Below are 17,537 nucleotides of genomic sequence, written 5' to 3' on the forward strand. Positions count from 1 at the left end.
CCGAATGCGACACCCCCTCGGCAATTGTGGCAGGGCATGTCACAAATACGCCAGATTGCTCTTGTCCTTCGGGGTTCCTATGATGCCGCCTGCGCCGTAACGGGATATCGGGCGCGGCACCGCTCTCGCAGATGCGGGAAGAGCCGGTCGCCGCACATGTCCAGGCGCGGATTCTTTTGAAAGGTTCGGGCTGTTTGCGGGTACTGTCCCGCCGGCCACCAGGACAGGCATCGCGCCAGGCGCCGGGGCAGGCGCATGGTTGCCGGACGCAGGGACGGGCCCCACGGGTCCGCAAGAAGATCAAGGCAGCTGCCGCGCCGACAGGCGATGGCGGCGGCCGACGAGCACGACGAGAAGGACGGAATGCATCTCGGCGCGACACACCGCAACTCTCTGGACCTTGGCGACGAACCGCCTCTCATGGTCCATGACGAACGCGATCAGCTTCCGGACCGTCGCAGGGTCAGCCTGCGTTGGCTGACCGGGTCGGTCCTGACCGGCCTCACCTCGGTGACCCTGATGGGCGGCGCCCTGTTCGCGGCCCTCGACGGGCAGTATCAGGTCTCTGCGGCCCCCTCCCGGGGCGACCAGCCGGAGGCGACGACCTCCCGGGTGGTCGGCGGCAACGGTTCGGCCAAGGGCGATCGCGTCATTCGCGCCGCCGCGCAATATTCCAACCGGCACGTCATTCCGGTCTCGACTCTCAACCGCATCGACGGGCGGGACCACATCAAGCTGCGTCCCTACGCTCTGGTGACCGCCACCCTGGCCACCCGCGCCTCGCGCGAGGCCTCCGAGGAAATCCCTCCCTTCAACCCGCTTCAGCTCTTTTCCGATGCCAACGTCATCCCGGCGCGCGCCGTCAGCGACGCGGTCTACGATGCCCGCGTCGAGGGAGAAGTGACGATCAGCACGCGGGACTTTCCGGTCGACAATCCTCTCTCCACCGTCGACAGCGGCTATGGCGAGATGGAGATCGAACAGTTCGTGCGCCAGTCGGCACACTTCCTGTCGGGCAATTCGGTAAGCGAGGCCAGCGGCCCGGTCATCGATCCCGGCCGCTTCGACTTCAACCTCGCCCAGCAGCCGGAACTGTCGCGCCTCACCGTGCGGATCACCCCGGAGAACGTTTCCTTCGTCTCCAAGAGCGAAGCGTCCGACATCTATGCCGGCATGGAAGAGAAGATCGTGCCGGTGACGGGCGAAGAGAGCTTCCAGGAAGAGCTGATGGCGAATTACGCCACGGAGGAAGAGGCGGCGAGCATCGTCGACGCCTTCGTACGCGAGTTCGGCATCGAGAAGCTCGATACCGGCCAGCGGCTGCGCATCGCGCTCGCCCCGAGCCCGGACGAGACCGGACGCCTGCAGCCGCAGCGCGTCAGCCTCTATGCCGATACCGAGCACCGCGCCACCATCGCTCGCTCCGACACCGGCGAGTTCGTCGCCGCCCAGGCACCCGACACGTTCCTGGCAGATGCCTTTGCCGAGGCCGACCGTGTCGGCTATGCCGGCACCACCCCGACGATCTACGACAGTCTCTACCAGACGGCCCTGGAACAGGAGATGCAGCCGGAGATGATCTCCGACCTGGTACGCATCTTCTCCTTCGACGTCGATTTCAAGTCGCGGGTCAAGCCGGGCGATTCCTTCGAGGTCTTCTACGGCCTCGAGCAGGACAGCGACAACGTACCGGCCGAGATTCTCTATACGGCGCTGACCACCCGCAGCACGGCGCGCCGCTTCTACCGTTTCCGCACGCCCGACGACGGCCTCGTCGACTTTTATGACGAGACCGGCAAGAGCGCGAAGAAGTTCCTGATGCGCAAGCCGCTGTCGGGCGGCCAGTACCGCTCCGGCTTCGGCATGCGCCGTCACCCGATCGTCGGCGTGATGCGGCTGCACAGCGGCGTCGACTGGTCGGCCCAGCGCGGCACGCCGATCATGGCCGCGGGCAACGGCGTCGTGACCAAGGCGCGGTGGGTCTCCGGCTACGGCCAGCGCATCGAGATCCAGCACGCCAACGGCTACGAGACCACCTACAGCCACCAGACCAGCTTCGCCGACGGCATTCGCGAAGGCGTCAAGGTCCGCCAGGGCCAGGTGATCGGCTATGTCGGCTCCACCGGCCTGTCGACCGGTCCGCACCTGCACTACGAGGTCAAGGTGAACGGCCGCTTCGTGAACCCGATGCGTATCCGCCTGCCGCGCGGCCGCGTGCTGGAAGGCGACCTGCTGGCAGCCTTCAACCGCGAGCGCGAGCGCATCGATGCCTTGGTCGAGCGCGCAGCCGGCCCCTCGCGGATCGCATCGGCCTCTGCCGCCGCCATCAACTGAGCCACGGCTCCGCCCCGACATCAGGCCGGGCAAGAAAACGCAAAAAGGCCCGGGCATCGCTGCCCGGGCCTTTTGTTTTTCGCCTTAAGCGACCGGTCAGGCCGCGGCGCTTTCCGCACTGCCCACCTCGAAGAGCAGGCGGTCGGACCCTGCGCTCGCCTCGACCGTCTGGCCGTCGGCGATGCGTCCGCCGAGGATCATCTCGGCGAGCGGGTCCTGCACCTCGCGCTGGATCACCCGCTTCAGCGGCCTTGCGCCATAGGCGGGGTCGTAGCCCTTCTCGGCCAGCCAGTCGCGGGCGCTCGCATCGAGCCGCAGGGTGATCTTGCGGTCGGCCAGCAGCTTCTCCAGCCGCTTGAGCTGGATATCGACGATCGCCGCCATCTGCGAGCGCTGCAGGCGGTGGAACAGGATCTGGTCGTCCAGCCGGTTGAGGAATTCCGGGCGGAACGACGAGCGCACCACGGCCATCACCTGGTCCCGCACCGCCGAGGAGTCCTCGCCCTCCGGCTGGGCCACCAGATATTCGGCACCCAGGTTCGAGGTCAGGACGATCAGCGTGTTGCGGAAGTCGACCGTCCGGCCCTGACCATCGGTCAGCCGTCCGTCGTCGAGCACCTGCAGCAGCACGTTGAACACGTCGCCATGCGCCTTTTCGATCTCGTCGAACAGCACGACCTGGTAGGGCCGCCGCCGCACCGCCTCGGTCAGCGCGCCGCCCTCCTCATAGCCGACATAGCCGGGAGGTGCGCCGATCAGCCGGGAAACCGAGTGCTTCTCCATGTATTCCGACATGTCGAGCCGGACCATCGCCGTCTCGTCATCGAACAGGAACTCGGCCAGCGCCTTGGTCAGCTCGGTCTTGCCGACGCCGGTCGGCCCGAGGAACAGGAACGAGCCGATCGGCCGGTTCGGGTCCTGCAGGCCGGCGCGCGCACGGCGGACCGCGGTCGACACCGCATGCACCGCTTCCTGCTGGCCGATGACGCGCCGTGCCAGCTCGTCTTCCATCCGCAGCAGCTTGTCGCGCTCGCCTTCCAGCATCTTGTCGACCGGGATGCCGGTCCAACGAGAGACGACATGGGCCACGTGATCCGTGGTCACGGCCTCCTCGACCATCGCCCCGTCGGCACCGCCCCGGGCCTCGACATCGGCGAGCGTCCGCTCGAGCCCGGGAATGACGCCATAGGCCAGCTCGCCCGCCTTGGCGAGGTCGCCGCGACGCTGCGCCTTCTCCAGGTCGATGCGCGCCTGCTCCAGCTGCTCCTTGAGCTTCTGCTCGGACGACAGCTTCTCCTTCTCGCCCTGCCAGCGGGTGGTGAGGGCATCGGACTCCTCTTCGAGGTCCGCCAGCTCGCCCTCCAGCTTGTCCAGCCGGTCGCGGGCCGCCGGGTCGGTCTCCTTCTTCAGCGCCTCGCGCTCGATCTTCAGCTGGATGATCCGCCGGTCGAGTTCGTCCAGTTCCTCCGGCTTGCTGTCGACCTGCATGCGCAGGCGGCTCGCCGCCTCGTCGATGAGGTCGATCGCCTTGTCCGGCAGGAACCGGTCCGTGATGTAGCGGTTGGACAGGGTCGCGGCCGAAACCACGGCCGAATCGGTGATTCGCACCCCGTGGTGAAGCTCGTACTTGTCCTTGATGCCGCGCAGGATGGAGATCGTGTCCTCCACCGTCGGCTCGTCGACGAAGATCGGCTGGAAGCGCCGGGCAAGCGCCGCGTCCTTCTCCACATACTTGCGATATTCGTCGAGGGTCGTGGCGCCGACGCAGTGCAGCTCGCCGCGCGCAAGCGCCGGCTTCAAGAGGTTGGAGGCGTCCATGGCGCCGTCGGCCTTGCCCGCGCCCACCAGCGTGTGCATCTCGTCGATGAACAGGATGATGCCGCCGGCGGCCGACTGGACCTCGGACAGGACGGCCTTGAGCCGCTCCTCGAACTCGCCGCGATATTTCGCGCCGGCGATCAGCGACCCCATGTCGAGCGCAAGAAGCTTCTTGTCCTTCAGGCTCTCGGGCACGTCGCCATTGACGATCCGCAGCGCCAGTCCTTCGGCGATGGCGGTCTTGCCGACGCCGGGGTCGCCGATCAGCACCGGGTTGTTCTTGGTGCGGCGCGACAGGACCTGCATGGTCCGCCGGATCTCGTCGTCACGGCCGATCACCGGGTCGAGCTTGCCGTCCCGGGCGACCTGCGTCAGGTCGCGCGCATATTTCTTCAGCGCGTCGTACTGCCCTTCCGCCGAGGCGCTGTCGGCCTTGCGCCCCTTGCGCAGGTCGTTGATCGCCTCGTTGAGCCGGACCGCCGTCACGCCGCCATCGGCCAGCGCCTTGCCGGCCGCACTGTCCTTGACGATTGCCAGCGCGACGAGCAGCCGCTCGACGGTGACATAGGAATCGCCCGCCTTCTCGGCGAGCTTCTCGGCTTGGTCGAACACCTGTGCCAGCGCCGGCGCCAGATACAGCTGACCGCCGCCGCCCGAGACTTTCGGGAGACCGGAGAGCGCCCTTTCGGTGGCCGCCAGAACATCGCGCGAGCGCCCACCCGACCGGTCGATCAGACCGGCCGCGAGCCCTTCGGGATCGTCCAGCAAAACCTTCAGAAGATGTTCGGGCGTGAACTGCTGATGGGACTGTCCCAGCGCCTGGGTCTGCGCCGACTGGACGAAGCCCCTCGCCCGCTCGGTGTATTTCTCGAAATCCATCATGACCTCCAGATCCGGCCGCCCCCCGCAGCGAAGCAGCCTTTTCGGAATGCGGACCCGTCATGGCATCCGCACGGCCCCTCAAGGACCGTACCCAGCATATAGTGTTGCATTTCGAGCACAAAAGAGGGGGAGAGTGCGGATAGCGGTGCGGCAACGCAAAAGGGCCGCAGCGTGCGGCTGCGGCCCTTCTTTTTCAAACCCTGCGGCAGGCATACCTGCCGTGCCGGAGACGGATCACGCCTCGCTCGCGGCGGCTTCGGCGTCCGCCGGCTTGCGGCTGCGCGGCGCGCGCCGGGCCCGCGGCTTCTTTTCTTCGGTCGCTTCAGCCGGGGCCTCCGCCTCGGCGGCAGGCTCGGCACTGCCGTTCGCCGCCTCGTCCGAACCATCGCCCTCGCCCTCGCCCTGGGCGGAGCGACTGCGGCGCAGGCCGCGTCCGCGGGCACCGCGCACGCGGCGCCGGCTGCGGTCGTCGCCATCCTCGCCGGCCTCGTCGCCGGTGTCGGTGTCGGCGCTCTCGCCGGGCAGCGACTTGGTGTTGATCACCGGAATGTCGTCGACGAAGGGCTGCGGTGCGTCCACCGGCATCACCGGCTTGCCCGAAGAGGCTCCGGCCTCGCGATCCCGGTCGCGGTCGCGGCGCTCGTTCCGCTCGCTGCGGTCGTTGCGCTCGCCGCGGTCGCTCCGCTCGACGCGGTCGTTGCGCTCGGCGCGTTCTGCACGCTCGTTGCGCTCCTCGATCTCGTCGGCCTCGTCCTCGGCCTCATCGCCGCGCGGCAGGACCACCGGCTGATGCATGCTCTGCTGGGCTGCGGCAATGATGCGCAGGTAATGCTCGGCGTGCTGGAGATAATTCTCGGACATCACGCGGTCGCCGGCAGCGGCGGCGTCACGCGCCAGCTGCTGGTACTTCTCGGCGACATGGTGCGCGGTCCCGCGGATCTTCACATCGGGACCGTTGGACTCATAGGTCCGCGACAGCGGATTCGGTCCCTTGCGGTTACCACGGCCGCGGATGCGCTTGTTGTTGTTGCTCTGATTTCCTGGTCTCATTCTGCCGTTAACTCTCAAGAACGGCGACCGGCAAATCCGGTCAGGAGTCCGGTCCACCATCGGTGACCGGCGCCATGAAACGCAACTGCACAAGGCCTGTGTTGCGTGGGCCGATCAAGACAGACCTTCGGCGGGACGCGATACGACTGACGTCGCTCATTCCCGCTGGATTTTAAGGGTTCATCTTGAACAGACCGATGCCGAGCAACCCCGGGACCATCTGGTCCACCGGGCATCTTTTCCGACGGTTAGCTCCGTCGTGCGATGCGAGATCTGGCCGGAACGAAAACTATCGTACTGCCTACCCGTGGCTTCGAACGCCACCCCCGTCGGGTCTCGGCGAGGTGAACCTAGCCCTTTCCGCCCGGTTTTCCAAGCGTCTTTTTCACAAGCGCCATATCTGCCGCTATTTTGCAACACACGCCGCGCGCACGACCCGATCCTGTCCTGCAAGATCTTGAAATACCTGGACATCCTCAAGACCGGCAATTTTGGCCAGCCGGGCCACGGCAACCGCCTGCGATGCGCCGATTTCGAGAAACAACGGCGCGAATCGGGCAAGCAGCGCCTTCGCCTGAGGCAGGATCATCCGGTAGGCATCCAGGCCATCTTCGCCGGCAAACAGGGCGGCGCGGGGATCGTGCTCCCTCACCTCTCGGGAGAGCTGCACTTCTTCCGTAAGGGAAATATAGGGCGGATTCGAGACAAGGAAATCCATGCCCGGTGCCAGCATCGAGGCGAAATCGCCACGGCAGGGCAGGAACCTGTCGCCGACGCCGTTCCGGACGGCATTGTCGCGGGCCGTCAGCAGGGCGCCCGGCGCCATGTCCGTGGCAATGGCCACCGCATTCGGTAACTCGCTGAGCAGGGCGATGGCGATGGCCCCGCTCCCGGTGCCGAGGTCCGCAAAGCGATAGGGATGCTCGCGCCCCTGCGCACCCTCGCACCAGTCGAGGACGGCTTCCACCAGGCGTTCGGTGTCGGGGCGCGGCTCCAGCACCTCGCGCGACAGGGCGAATGTCAGCCCCCAGAATTCGCGCGCACCCAGGATCCGGCCGACCGGCTCGCCGGCGACACGCCGCGCGATGTGGCTGTCCGCCAGGGCCAGCACCGCGTCCGTCAGCTCGCGGTCGGGATCGGTGAGGGGCACGACCGGTTCGACACCGGCGGCAGCGGCGACCAGAAGGCGCGCATCCAGCGCCGCCGTCTCCACGCCCGCCGCGGCAAGGCGCGCCCGCGCCTCGCGGCAGACCGTGCCGATCCGCCGGTCGCGCGGGTTCGAGCTCACAGCCCTTCCGCCGCCAGCAGGGTCGCCTGATGGTCGAGCGCCAGCGGCTCGATCACCTCGTCCAGCGCCTCGCCGCTGATCACTTCGGGAAGCTTGTAGAGCGTCAGGCCGATCCGGTGGTCGGTCACCCGCCCTTGCGGAAAATTGTAGGTGCGGATGCGCTCGGACCGGTCGCCCGATCCCACCTGCAGCCGGCGCGCCTCCGTCCGCTCGCTCGCCAGCCTTGCCCGCTCCTCGTCGAAGATGCGGGCCCGCAGCAGCTGCAAGGCCTTGGCCTTGTTCTTGTGCTGCGAGCGCTCGTCCTGCACCGCGACGACGATTCCCGTCGGCATATGGGTGATGCGCACGGCCGAGTCGGTGGTGTTGACGTGCTGCCCGCCTGCACCCGACGCGCGGTAGGTATCGATGCGCAGGTCCGCATCGTTGATCTGGACATCGACGTCCTCGGCCTGCGGCAGCACCGCCACCGTCGCGGCCGACGTGTGGATGCGCCCGCCCGATTCCGTCTCCGGCACGCGCTGGACCCGGTGAACGCCCGATTCGAACTTCAGCCGGGCGAAGACCTGGTCGCCGGTCACGGACGCGATCACTTCCTTGAAGCCGCCGACCTCACCCTCGCTCGCCGAGACGATCTCGACCTTCCAGCCCTTCAACTGCGCATAGCGCTGGTACATGCGGAAAAGATCGCCGGCAAAGAGCGCCGCCTCGTCGCCGCCGGTGCCTGCGCGCACTTCGAGAATGACGTTACGGTCGTCCGCCACATCCTTGGGCAGGAAGCCGATGCGCACCTCCTGCGCCAGCGCCTCGACATGCTCGCGCAAGGCGCCGAGCTCGATCTCGGCCAGCTCTCGCATCTCCGCATCGGCGGCCGGGTCCTCAAGCATCGCCTCGACCCCGGCCAGTTCCTCCTCCGCCTTGCGCAGGGCCGTGATGCGGGCGGCCAGCGGCTCCAGTCCGGCATAGTCGCGGGACAGGCGGACATAGGTTTGCGGGTCCGGATTCTGGCTCATCCGGTATTCGAGTTCGGCGACGCGCGACAGCAGCGCATCCAGTTTTTCCGCCGGGATCATGGCGTTGCGATCCTCACGATTCGGGAAGGAAGGCCCTTGCGGGCAAGGCAGGCCTGGCGTGCAGCCTCGCTACAAGGCGACGTCCGTGTCGGACGAGAAGGCGCGCAGGAAGCCGCGGATATCGGCAGCAGCCGCCGGCTCGTCGAGGCGCGGCAGCAGGCGCGCCGCCAGCCGGCCGACATCGAGCGTGCGGACCATCGCCTTCACCGGGCCGAGAGCGGATGCCGACATCGACAGGCTGCGATAGCCCAGCGCCGCCAGCGCCATTGCCTCCAGCGGCCGGCCGGCGATCTCGCCGCACAGCGTCACCGGGGTGGAATAGGCATTGGCCTTGTCGACGATATGCTTCAGCGCCCGCAGGAAGGCCGGGCTCATCGTGTCGAAACGGCCGGCAACCCGGGTGTTGCCCCGGTCGACCGCGCTGAAGAACTGGAACAGGTCGTTGGAGCCGACCGAGACGAAGTCCACCGCCTGGAACAGCTCGTCGAGCTGGTAGAGGAGCGAGGGCACCTCGACCATCACCCCGAGCATCAGCCGTTCCGGAACCGGATAGCCGTGGCGGCGCAGGTGCTTCAGCTCGCGCTCGACCACGCCGCGCGCCTGGTGGAATTCGGCGACTTCGGTGACCATCGGGAACATCAGCTTCAGGTCGCGGCCGGCCGCGGCATGCAACAGGGCGCGGACCTGGGTGCGCAGGATGCCCGGCCGGTCGAGCCCGAAGCGGATCGCCCGCCAGCCCATGGCCGGGTTCTCCTCCTGGATCGCCCGCAGGTAGGGCAGCACCTTGTCGCCGCCGATGTCGAGCGTGCGGAAGGTGACGGGCCGTCCGCCCGCTGCATCCAGCACCTGGCGGTAATAGTCGCGCTGCTCGCTCATCCGCGGAAAGGCGGAGGCGACCATGAACTGCAGCTCGGTGCGGAACAGGCCGACGCCGCTCGCGCCCGATTCGGCGACGGCCGGCAGATCGACCAGCAGGCCGGCATTCAGCTGCAGCGAGACGTCGACCCCGTCGCGGCTGATCGAGGGCTTGTTGCGCAGCCGCCGGTACTGGGCCTGCCGGCGGGCGCGGAAGCGGACCTTCTCGGCATAGGCATTCTCGATATCGGGCGCCGGGCGCAGGTGCACCTGGCCGCTTTCGCCGTCGACGATGACCGGATCGCCGGCCTCGGCCAGGCTGACGAGATTGTCCGCAAGTCCCACCGCCGCGATGCCGAGCGCCCTCGCGACGATGGTGACATGGCTGGTCGGACCGCCCTCCTCCAGCGCGATGGCGCGGATCCGGTCGCGGCCGTAGTCCAGCAGCTCCGCCGCGCCCATGTTGCGGGCGATGATCACCGCATCCTGCGGCAGGGTCTCCGACAGCGGCCCGTGCTGGCGGCCCATCAGCTCGCGGATCAGGCGATGGGCAAGATCGTCGAGATCGTGCAGCCGCTCGCGCAGATAGGGGTCGGTCTGGCGCAGCATGCGCGCGCGCGTGTCCGACTGCACCTTCTCCACCGCCGCCTCGGCGGTCAGGCCGTTGTTGATCGCTTCCTCGATCTTCCGGATCCAGCCCCGGTCATGGGCGAACATCCGGTATGCCTCGAGCACGTCGCGATGTTCGCCATGCTGGGCGAAGTCGCCGGAATTCAGCAGATCATCGAGCGAGATCCGCAGCCGGTTGATCGCCCGCTCCAGACGCTCCAGCTCGACACCCGCATCCTCGGCGATGAGATTGGTGACCACGACGCGCGGCTCGTGCAGCACCACATGGCCGAGACCGACGCCGTCGGACAGGGCGACGCCCTGGAAATGCATCGGCCGGGTCAGGTCGAGCTTGGTGCCCTGCTGGACGATGGCTTCCAGCTCGCCGGCGGCGACCATCTCGGCGATCACCATCGCCGTGGTCTGCAGCGCCTCCACCTCGTCCTCGAAATAGGTCCGGTGCGACTGGTTCTGGACGACGAGCACGCCGAGCGTCCGGCCGGCGCGCAGGATCGGCACGCCGAGGAATGAGTTGTAGGCCTCCTCTCCCGTTTCCGGGCGATAGGCGAAGGCGGGATGCGCCTGGGCGTTCGGCAGGTTGAGCGGGCGGGCATCGGCGGCGATGAGGCCGACAAGGCCTTCGCCGACCTTCAGGCTGGTCTTGTGGACGGCATCGCGGTTGAGGCCCTCGGTGGCATAGAGCTCGAGGACGCCGTCGGCACGCAGGATATAGACCGAGCAGACCTCGGCCACCACGTTGGCCGCGATCAGGACTACGATCTTGTCGAGCCGCTCCTGTGCGTTGATCGGCTCCGCCATGACCTCGCGGAGGCGCCGCAACAGCACGCGGGGCCCTGCGAGAGTGCTCCGCATCACCCGTCAGATCCTTTCCGCACCACCGTCATGGGCCCGCGGGCCCGAAGGCCCGCGTCGCGAGGCGGCAGGTGCCGCGGATCGCTTACCCGTCCAGACCGTATAGCGAATGGAGAGTCCGCACCGCAAGCTCGGTATAGGCGGAATCGATGAGAACCGAGATCTTGATCTCCGACGTCGTGATGGCGCGGATGTTGATTCCCTTCTCGGCAAGGCCCTGGAAGCAGCGCGCGGCGATGCCCGCATGCGAGCGCATGCCCATGCCGATCACCGAGACCTTGACCACGTCGCGCGCACCCTCGATCGCCTGGTAGCCGATCAGGTCCTTCTTGTCGCGCAGCACCGCGAAGGCCCGGTCGTAGTCGCTTTCCGGCACCGTGAAGGTGATGTCGGTGGTGCGCCCGTCCGGCGAAATGTTCTGGACGATCATGTCGACATTGATGTTGGCATCGGCCAGCGAGCCGAACACCGCGCTGGCAACGCCGGGCTTGTCGGCCACGTTGCGGATGGAAATCTGCGCCTCGTCTTTCGCGAAGGCGATGCCGGTTACGACTTGCTGTTCCACGATCTCGTCCTCGTCGCAGATGAGTGTGCCCGGCGGCAGGCCGCCCGCGCCGAGCTGCGGCGCATCCGGGTCGTCGAAGCTGGAGCGCACGAAGGTGCGCACTCCGTGAACCATGGCCATCTCGACCGAGCGCACCTGCAGCACCTTGGCACCGAGCGAGGCCATCTCGAGCATTTCCTCGAAGGCGATGCGCTCCAGGCGCCGGGCACGGGGCACGATGCGCGGATCGGTGGTGTAGACGCCGTCCACGTCCGTGTAGATGTCGCAGCGGTCGGCGCGGATCGCCGCGGCCAGCGCCACCGCGCTGGTGTCGGAACCGCCGCGCCCGAGCGTCGCGATGCGGTTGTCGGGAGCCACGCCCTGGAAACCGGCGACCACGGCGACCTGGCCCTTTTCCAGCCGCTCGATCAGCCTGTCGCCGTCGATGTCGGTGATGCGGGCGGCGCCGTGCTGGGCGTCCGTCTTCAGCGGGATCTGCCAGCCCTGCCAGGAGCGGGCCTCCACGCCCATGTCCTGCAGCACGATGGCCAGCAGGCCGCTCGTCACCTGTTCGCCGGAGGACACGACCGCGTCGTATTCGCGGGCATCGTGCAGGAGCGATGCCTCGCGGCACAGGCCGACCAGCTTGTTGGTCTCGCCCGACATGGCGGAGACGACCACCGCCACCTGGTGGCCGGCATCGACCTCCCGTTTCACATGCCGCGCCACATTACGGATGCGTTCGAGATTTGCGACGGACGTGCCGCCGAACTTGAGAACCAGACGGGCCATGAGCTGTGTTGAGTCGTCTTCGAGAAGGTGAAGGTCGGCCGCCGGGACAGCGGGCCGGATCGGGCGACATCCATACAGACTGCGGCCCGCCGCCGCAACTGCCACGCTTGACAAAGAGCCTGCGACGCTCGACCAAACCTCTCGGGGAAAACCGAAAGGACAACAGCATGAGCGCCGCAGAAACCGTCGCCGGCGGATCCGGCACCACAGTCGACGATGCCGAGGTCGCCCGCTTCTCGGCCATGGCCGCCGAATGGTGGAACCCGGCGGGCAAGTTCCGTCCGCTGCACAAGTTCAATCCGGTGCGCCTTGCCTATATCAAGCGCCAGGTCAGCGCCCACTTCGGCCGCGACGAAAAGGCGCCCGATGCCTTTGCCGGCCTGCGCCTGCTCGACATCGGCTGCGGCGGCGGCCTGCTCAGCGAGCCGATGGCGCGCCTCGGCGCTCACGTGACCGGCGCCGACGCCTCGTCCACCAATATCGAGGTGGCGAAGATCCATGCCGCAAGCTCCGGCCTTGCCATCGACTACCGCGCCACCACGGCGGAGGCGCTGGCAGCGGCGGGCGAGCAGTTCGACGTCGTTCTCAACATGGAAGTGGTCGAGCATGTCGCAGACGTGCCGCTCTATCTCGATGCCTGCGCGCAGCTGGTGAAGCCGGGCGGCCTGATGTTCGTCGCGACGATCAACCGCACGCTGAAGGCCTACGCGCTGGCGATCGTCGGGGCGGAAGTCGTCCTGCGCTGGCTGCCCCGCGGCACCCATACCTACGAGAAGCTGGTGCGCCCGCAGGAGCTGCTGGAGCCTCTGACGGCCGCCGGCCTGCGGGAAATGGAGCGCTGCGGCGTCTCCTTCGATCCCCTGCGCGACCGCTGGCAGGAAACCTCCGACACCGACGTCAACTACATGATGCTCTTCTCGCGGCCGGCCTGATCCGCCGCAGCACAAGGACACCGCCGATGGATCCTCTCGTTCTCGTTCCCGGCCTGCTTTGCACCGAGGCGCTGTTCGCGCCGCAGATAGGCGCGTTGGCCGGCGACGGGGTCAAGGTCCAGGTCGCCGACCATCGCCAGGACGAGACCATTGCGGCCATCGCCACGCGGTTGCTGGGCGAGGCGCCGCCGCGCTTTGCGCTCGCGGGCCTGTCCATGGGCGGCTACATCGCGATGGAGGTCATGCGCCGGGCGCCCGAACGGCTGATGCTGCTGGACACCTCCGCACGCCCCGATACAGAGCAGCAGACCGAGAACCGCGGCCGGCTGATCGCCTTGGCCGAAAGCGGCAAGTTCGACCAGGTGACGCCCTCGCTGTTTCCGCTCTTCGTCCACGAGGACCGGCAGGAAGACGCCGCGCTGCGCGCGCTCGTCGGCCAGATGGCGATCGCCACCGGGCCGCAGGCCTTCGTCCGGCAGCAACGCGCCATCATCGCGCGGCCGGACGCGCGTCCCTTTCTCGGCGCCATCGCCTGCCCGACGACCATCGTCGTCGGCGACGGCGACCGGCTGACGCCGCCCGAGCTTGCGCGCGAGATGCAGGAGCTGATCCCGCGTGCCAAGCTGGAACCGGTGGCCGGCGCCGGTCATCTTCCCACGCTGGAGGCTCCGGACGCCGTCACCGGCCTGATGCGGACCTGGCTCGCCGCCTGACCGGCGGCCGCCAGCCGCGTTCTACTTTCCGGCCGCCGCGGCCTCGAGCCCGGCAATGTCCAGCTTCACCATCGTGAGCATGGCTTCGGCGACGCGCTTGGCGACCGCCGGGTCCGGATCGCCCATCAATTCCGTGAGGCGGCGCGGCGTGATCTGCCAATAGAGGCCCCAGCGGTCGCGCAGCCAGCCGCATTGCTGGATTTCGCCGCCCTCCGAGAGCCCGTCCCACAGGCGGTCGACCTCCGCCTGGTCCTCGCATTCCATCATCACCGAGAACGTGTGGTTGAAGCTCCAGGGCGCCTCCGTCTCGATGGCGCGGTAGCGCTGGTCGCCGAGCCGGAAGGCGGCGATCTTGACGCTGCCGGCCGGACCGGAGGGCGAGTCGGCCGGCAGCGCCGACGTCCACTCGACCGCCGATCCGGGGATCAGTCGGACATAGGTTTCAAGCGCTCCGGCCATGTCGGCCCGGAACCACAGATGCTGGATAACGGTTGCCATCGGATCCTCCCGGTCCTGCCGTCCGGAGCATGCCCGCCCGCAAGCGCATGCGGCGGACATGCTCCAACTAGTTCACGCGTCGAGGATCGGCGCGAAGCCGCCGAAGATCATCCGCTTGCCGTCGAAGGGCATGGTCTCGCCCATCTCCTTCATGCGCGGATCGCTCATCATCTTCTGGACGGCGGCGTCGCGGACTTCCTTGGATGGATATTCGATCCAGCTGAACACGACGATCTCGTCTTCCGTCGCCTTCACGGCTCCGCGGAAGTCGGTGACCTTGCCGTCCGGCACGTCGTCGCCCCAGCACTCCACCACCCGCGTGGCGCCGAATTCGCGGAACAAGGGGGCGACCGTCGCCGCGAGCTTCAGATAGCTTTCCTTGTTGGCAGCCGGCACCGCGACCACAAAGCCGTCGACATATCCCATTGCAACCATGTCCGTATCTCCCGATCTCTTGCTCGTTGGGGGAAGTTCCGGCGAACCGCCGGCGGGCTACATTTGTTCCAGCGCTGCCCGGTCCATCCAGAACAGCTCGAAGATGTGGCCGTTCGGGTCTTCGCAGCTGCGGCCATACATGAAGCCGTGATCCTGCACCGGGCCCGGGTCTGCCCGCCCACCGGCGGCGACCCCGGCCGCCACCAGGGCGTCGACCTCGTCGCGGCTGCCGACCGACAGCGCGAACAGACCCTGCACCTGAGCGCGGGCGTCGACGATGGTCTTGTCGGTGAAGTCCGCAAACCGCGCATGCGTCAGCAGCATCACCACGATGCTGTCCGAATGGACCATCGCCGCCGTCCGATCGTCGGAAAACCGCATGTCCTGCGTCGCGCCCAGCGCCTTCTGAAAGCCGATAGCCGCATCCAGGTCGGACACCGGCAGGTTGAGAAACACCATTCTGGTCACGCAAAACTCCTTGTTTCGCCCCCCGCACGGCGCCCGCCGCCATGCTTGCGAAGTCTGTGAACAAGCGCATCCGGAAGGGCCGGTTCCGCTTGACAAAAAGGTTGATATCAACATATTTAGATCATGTCAAACAGGCTTCCCTTCGAGACCACCATCGAGGTCCGCGACACCTGCCTCTGCCTGCACGCACAGCGGGCCGCGCGGGCGCTGGCACGCCGCTTCGACGAGGCGCTGAAACCGTTCGGTCTCACCAACGGTCAGTTTTCATTGCTGATGTCGCTCAACCGGCCGGAGCCGCCCTCGCTCGGCCCGGTCGCGCGCTTGCTGGCGATGGACCGCACCACGCTGACCGCAGCGCTGAAGCCGCTGGAGCGCAACGGCCTGGTCGCCTCGCGCCCCGATCCGAAGGATCGGCGCAGCCGCTTGCTGGTCCTCACCGAGAAGGGGCACGCGGCCCTGATCGCCGCGGTACCGGTCTGGCGCTCCGTTCATGCGGAGATCGACGCGGCATTGCCCGGCGACGGGCCGGATCAGGCCCGCACGCTGCTGGGCGCTCTTGGAAACGTCGGATAGAGGGAGAAAAGACGGAAGAGCGTCAGTTGCGGTCTTCGGGCAGCACCGGCAGCGGCATCACGGCGATGCCCTCCTCCAGCAGCTCGCCGACATCCTCGCGCGAGGCGGCACCATAGATGCCGCGTGCTTCCGCCTCGCCGTAGTGGATCTTGCGCGCCTCTTCGGGAAAGGCCGTGCCGACATCCTCGGCATTGGCGGTCAGCTCCGCCCGCAAGGCCCGCAGCTTTTCCATCAGCGCCGCCTGTTCCGGCGAGCGCGGGGCGGCAATCGCCGGCACCTGCGCAGGCTCTGCCCCCTCGGCCGCAGCCGCCTGCCGCACGGAGGCCGCCACCGTCTCGGCCCGCGCCTCCTTGCGGCGCGAGGTGGACACCGCCGGCGCCATCAAGGCCTTGTCGACCTCGCTGCCGCCGCACACGGGACAGGACAGCAGCCCGCCCGCCTTCTGCCTCTCGAAATCCTCGAGCCCCCGGAACCAGCCTTCGAACCCGTGGCCGGCCTTGCAGGACAGCGCATAGCGGATCACTCGGCCGCCTCCGTCCTGGACGCCGCGCCCGACGGGCCGACGCGGGTGAAGGACCGCTGGTTGGCGATGGCGGGGATCCGCCGACGCGCGTCGTCGGCCTTCTCCGGATCGAGCACGGCAAGCGCATAACCCGGCGCGTCGCCATCCACCTCGGCGATCACCTCGCCCCAGGGCGCGACGACGAGGCTGTGGCCATAGGTCTCGCGCCCGTCCTCGTGGCGGCCTCCTTGCGCGGCCGAGACGACGAAGGCGCCGTTCTCGATGGCGCGCGCCCGCTGCAGCACATGCCAATGCGCCTCGCCGGTCTGCCGGGTGAAGGCGGCCGGCGCGGTGAGCACCCGCGCCCCTGCCCCCGCCTGGGCGCGAAACAGCGCCGGAAAGCGGATGTCGTAGCAGATGCCGAGGCCGATCAGCGTGCCGGCGGCCGGCACCACGATCGCCTCCTCCCCCGGCTGATAGGTCGCCGATTCGCGCCAGCTCTCGCCGTTGGGCAGGTCGACGTCGAACATGTGGATCTTGTCGTAGCGGGCAAGCGTTGCCCCGTCGGTACCGAACAGGAAGCCGCGATTGGCAGCCTTGTCTTCACCCGTGCGGATCGCCAGCGAGCCGACATGCAGCACGATCTGCAGTTCGGCGGCCAGCGCCGCGAAGACCGCCACCGAGGGATCTTCCCTTTCGGCCCGGATCTTGACGAACAGCTCTTCCCGGCTGCGCTCCAGCAGGTTGGTCATCTCGGGCGTCTGGATATAGGTGGCGCCCTCTGCCGCCGCCTGCCGGATCAGCGTCGACGCCGCGTCGATATTGGCCGCGACATCCCGCCCGCTGCGCATCTGGATGACGGCCGCGACGAGGGTTCCATCCGTTGCCTTGCTCATGACGTTCGCCCTGTTGTCCGTGTCCCGGTTTCCGTGTCTCTGGCTCAGTTCGCCGCAAGCAGCGCGTCGAGCCGGCCGGCACGCTCCAGCGCCATCAGGTCGTCGCAGCCGCCTACATGGGTGTCGCCGATGAAGATCTGCGGAAACGTCGTGCCGCCGCGCCCGGTGCTGGCGCGCTGGATCATCTCCTTGCGCAGCTCCGGGCTGTAGGTTGCGTCATACTCGCGAAACGCCACGTCCTTCTTCTGCAGGAGCTGCTTTGCCATGGCGCAATAACCGCACAGCTGCCGGGTGTAGATCTCCACTGCCATGATATCCGTCCTGCCGTCCCCAAGCTTGCGCGCCGACTGCGTCCTTGCGAAGCCGGCACTGTTGTCCTCCCTTGCATATATTGACCATTTCCCC

16 protein-coding genes are annotated in these 17,537 nt (G+C 67.7%); 4 read left to right on the plus strand and 12 right to left on the minus strand.

From position 1 onward, the window contains the following. Positions 1–327: 327 nt before the first annotated feature. Positions 328–2,334 (plus strand): M23 family metallopeptidase, encoded by a 2,007-nt coding sequence (locus tag GH266_RS10925; protein ID WP_209001583.1) that lies wholly within the window; start codon positions 328–330, stop codon positions 2,332–2,334. Between the two features lie 96 nt (positions 2,335–2,430). On the opposite strand, the gene clpB is transcribed toward GH266_RS10925, so the two are convergent. The 6 genes from clpB to GH266_RS10955 all read right to left on the minus strand — a co-directional run bounded on the left by clpB (position 2,431) and on the right by GH266_RS10955 (position 12,115). Next, positions 2,431–5,031: an ATP-dependent chaperone ClpB gene (clpB, locus tag GH266_RS10930; protein ID WP_158193931.1), complete on the minus strand. Its 2,601-nt coding sequence runs from the start codon at positions 5,029–5,031 to the stop codon at positions 2,431–2,433. A gap of 237 nt (positions 5,032–5,268) precedes the next feature. Next, entirely contained in the window at positions 5,269–6,084 is an 816-nt protein-coding gene (locus GH266_RS10935; RefSeq protein ID WP_158193932.1) for a DUF4167 domain-containing protein, read from the minus strand. Between the two features lie 406 nt (positions 6,085–6,490). Then, positions 6,491–7,372, minus strand: a complete 882-nt coding sequence (prmC, locus tag GH266_RS10940; protein WP_158193933.1) for a peptide chain release factor N(5)-glutamine methyltransferase — start codon at positions 7,370–7,372, stop codon at positions 6,491–6,493. After that, the gene (gene prfA / locus GH266_RS10945; RefSeq protein ID WP_158193934.1) at positions 7,369–8,442 is read right to left on the minus strand and encodes a peptide chain release factor 1; all 1,074 of its coding nucleotides are present in this window, start codon (positions 8,440–8,442) and stop codon (positions 7,369–7,371) included. The genes prmC and prfA overlap by 4 nt, the downstream gene beginning before the upstream one ends. Positions 8,443–8,511: 69 nt before the next feature. Further along, positions 8,512–10,779 carry a phosphoenolpyruvate--protein phosphotransferase gene (ptsP, locus tag GH266_RS10950; RefSeq protein ID WP_158193935.1) on the minus strand — a complete coding sequence of 756 codons (2,268 nt, stop codon included), beginning with the start codon at positions 10,777–10,779 and terminating at the stop codon, positions 8,512–8,514. 85 nt (positions 10,780–10,864) lie between these two features. Further along, positions 10,865–12,115 (minus strand): aspartate kinase, encoded by a 1,251-nt coding sequence (locus GH266_RS10955; RefSeq protein WP_158193936.1) that lies wholly within the window; start codon positions 12,113–12,115, stop codon positions 10,865–10,867. Between the two features lie 167 nt (positions 12,116–12,282). Between GH266_RS10955 and ubiG the strand changes: the two genes are divergently transcribed. After that, positions 12,283–13,047, plus strand: coding sequence for a bifunctional 2-polyprenyl-6-hydroxyphenol methylase/3-demethylubiquinol 3-O-methyltransferase UbiG (ubiG, locus tag GH266_RS10960; RefSeq protein WP_158193937.1), 765 nt, complete (start codon positions 12,283–12,285; stop codon positions 13,045–13,047). Positions 13,048–13,073: 26 nt separating this feature from the next. Further along, complete coding sequence (locus GH266_RS10965) at positions 13,074–13,760, plus strand: alpha/beta fold hydrolase (RefSeq protein ID WP_158193938.1); 687 nt, start codon at positions 13,074–13,076, stop codon at positions 13,758–13,760. A 21-nt stretch (positions 13,761–13,781) separates the two neighbouring features. Here GH266_RS10965 and GH266_RS10970 read toward each other — a convergent pair whose 3' ends face one another. From GH266_RS10970 to GH266_RS10980, 3 genes are all read right to left on the minus strand, one after another. Beyond that, complete coding sequence (locus GH266_RS10970) at positions 13,782–14,258, minus strand: VOC family protein (RefSeq protein ID WP_158193939.1); 477 nt, start codon at positions 14,256–14,258, stop codon at positions 13,782–13,784. Between the two features lie 72 nt (positions 14,259–14,330). Then, on the minus strand, positions 14,331–14,684 hold the full coding sequence (locus GH266_RS10975) for a DUF1428 domain-containing protein (RefSeq protein ID WP_158196159.1): 354 nt from the start codon (positions 14,682–14,684) through the stop codon (positions 14,331–14,333). A gap of 66 nt (positions 14,685–14,750) precedes the next feature. Continuing rightward, complete coding sequence (locus tag GH266_RS10980) at positions 14,751–15,152, minus strand: VOC family protein (protein WP_342354299.1); 402 nt, start codon at positions 15,150–15,152, stop codon at positions 14,751–14,753. Positions 15,153–15,284: 132 nt separating this feature from the next. Here GH266_RS10980 and GH266_RS10985 point away from each other — a divergent pair, with 132 nt between their 5' ends. Beyond that, on the plus strand, positions 15,285–15,734 hold the full coding sequence (locus tag GH266_RS10985) for a MarR family winged helix-turn-helix transcriptional regulator (protein WP_158193941.1): 450 nt from the start codon (positions 15,285–15,287) through the stop codon (positions 15,732–15,734). A 22-nt stretch (positions 15,735–15,756) separates the two neighbouring features. Here GH266_RS10985 and GH266_RS10990 read toward each other — a convergent pair whose 3' ends face one another. The 3 genes from GH266_RS10990 to grxC are packed head-to-tail and all read right to left on the minus strand — an operon-like array spanning position 15,757 to position 17,446. Next, positions 15,757–16,257, minus strand: a complete 501-nt coding sequence (locus GH266_RS10990) for a DUF1178 family protein (protein WP_158193942.1) — start codon at positions 16,255–16,257, stop codon at positions 15,757–15,759. Next, complete coding sequence (locus GH266_RS10995; RefSeq protein ID WP_158193943.1) at positions 16,254–17,132, minus strand: carbon-nitrogen hydrolase family protein; 879 nt, start codon at positions 17,130–17,132, stop codon at positions 16,254–16,256. The genes GH266_RS10990 and GH266_RS10995 overlap by 4 nt, the downstream gene beginning before the upstream one ends. Before the next feature lie 44 nt (positions 17,133–17,176). After that, positions 17,177–17,446 (minus strand): glutaredoxin 3, encoded by a 270-nt coding sequence (grxC, locus tag GH266_RS11000; protein ID WP_158196160.1) that lies wholly within the window; start codon positions 17,444–17,446, stop codon positions 17,177–17,179. Positions 17,447–17,537 lie beyond the last annotated feature (91 nt).

It is taken from the genome of Stappia indica, assembly GCF_009789575.1.
Lineage (GTDB): Bacteria > Pseudomonadota > Alphaproteobacteria > Rhizobiales > Stappiaceae > Stappia > Stappia indica_A.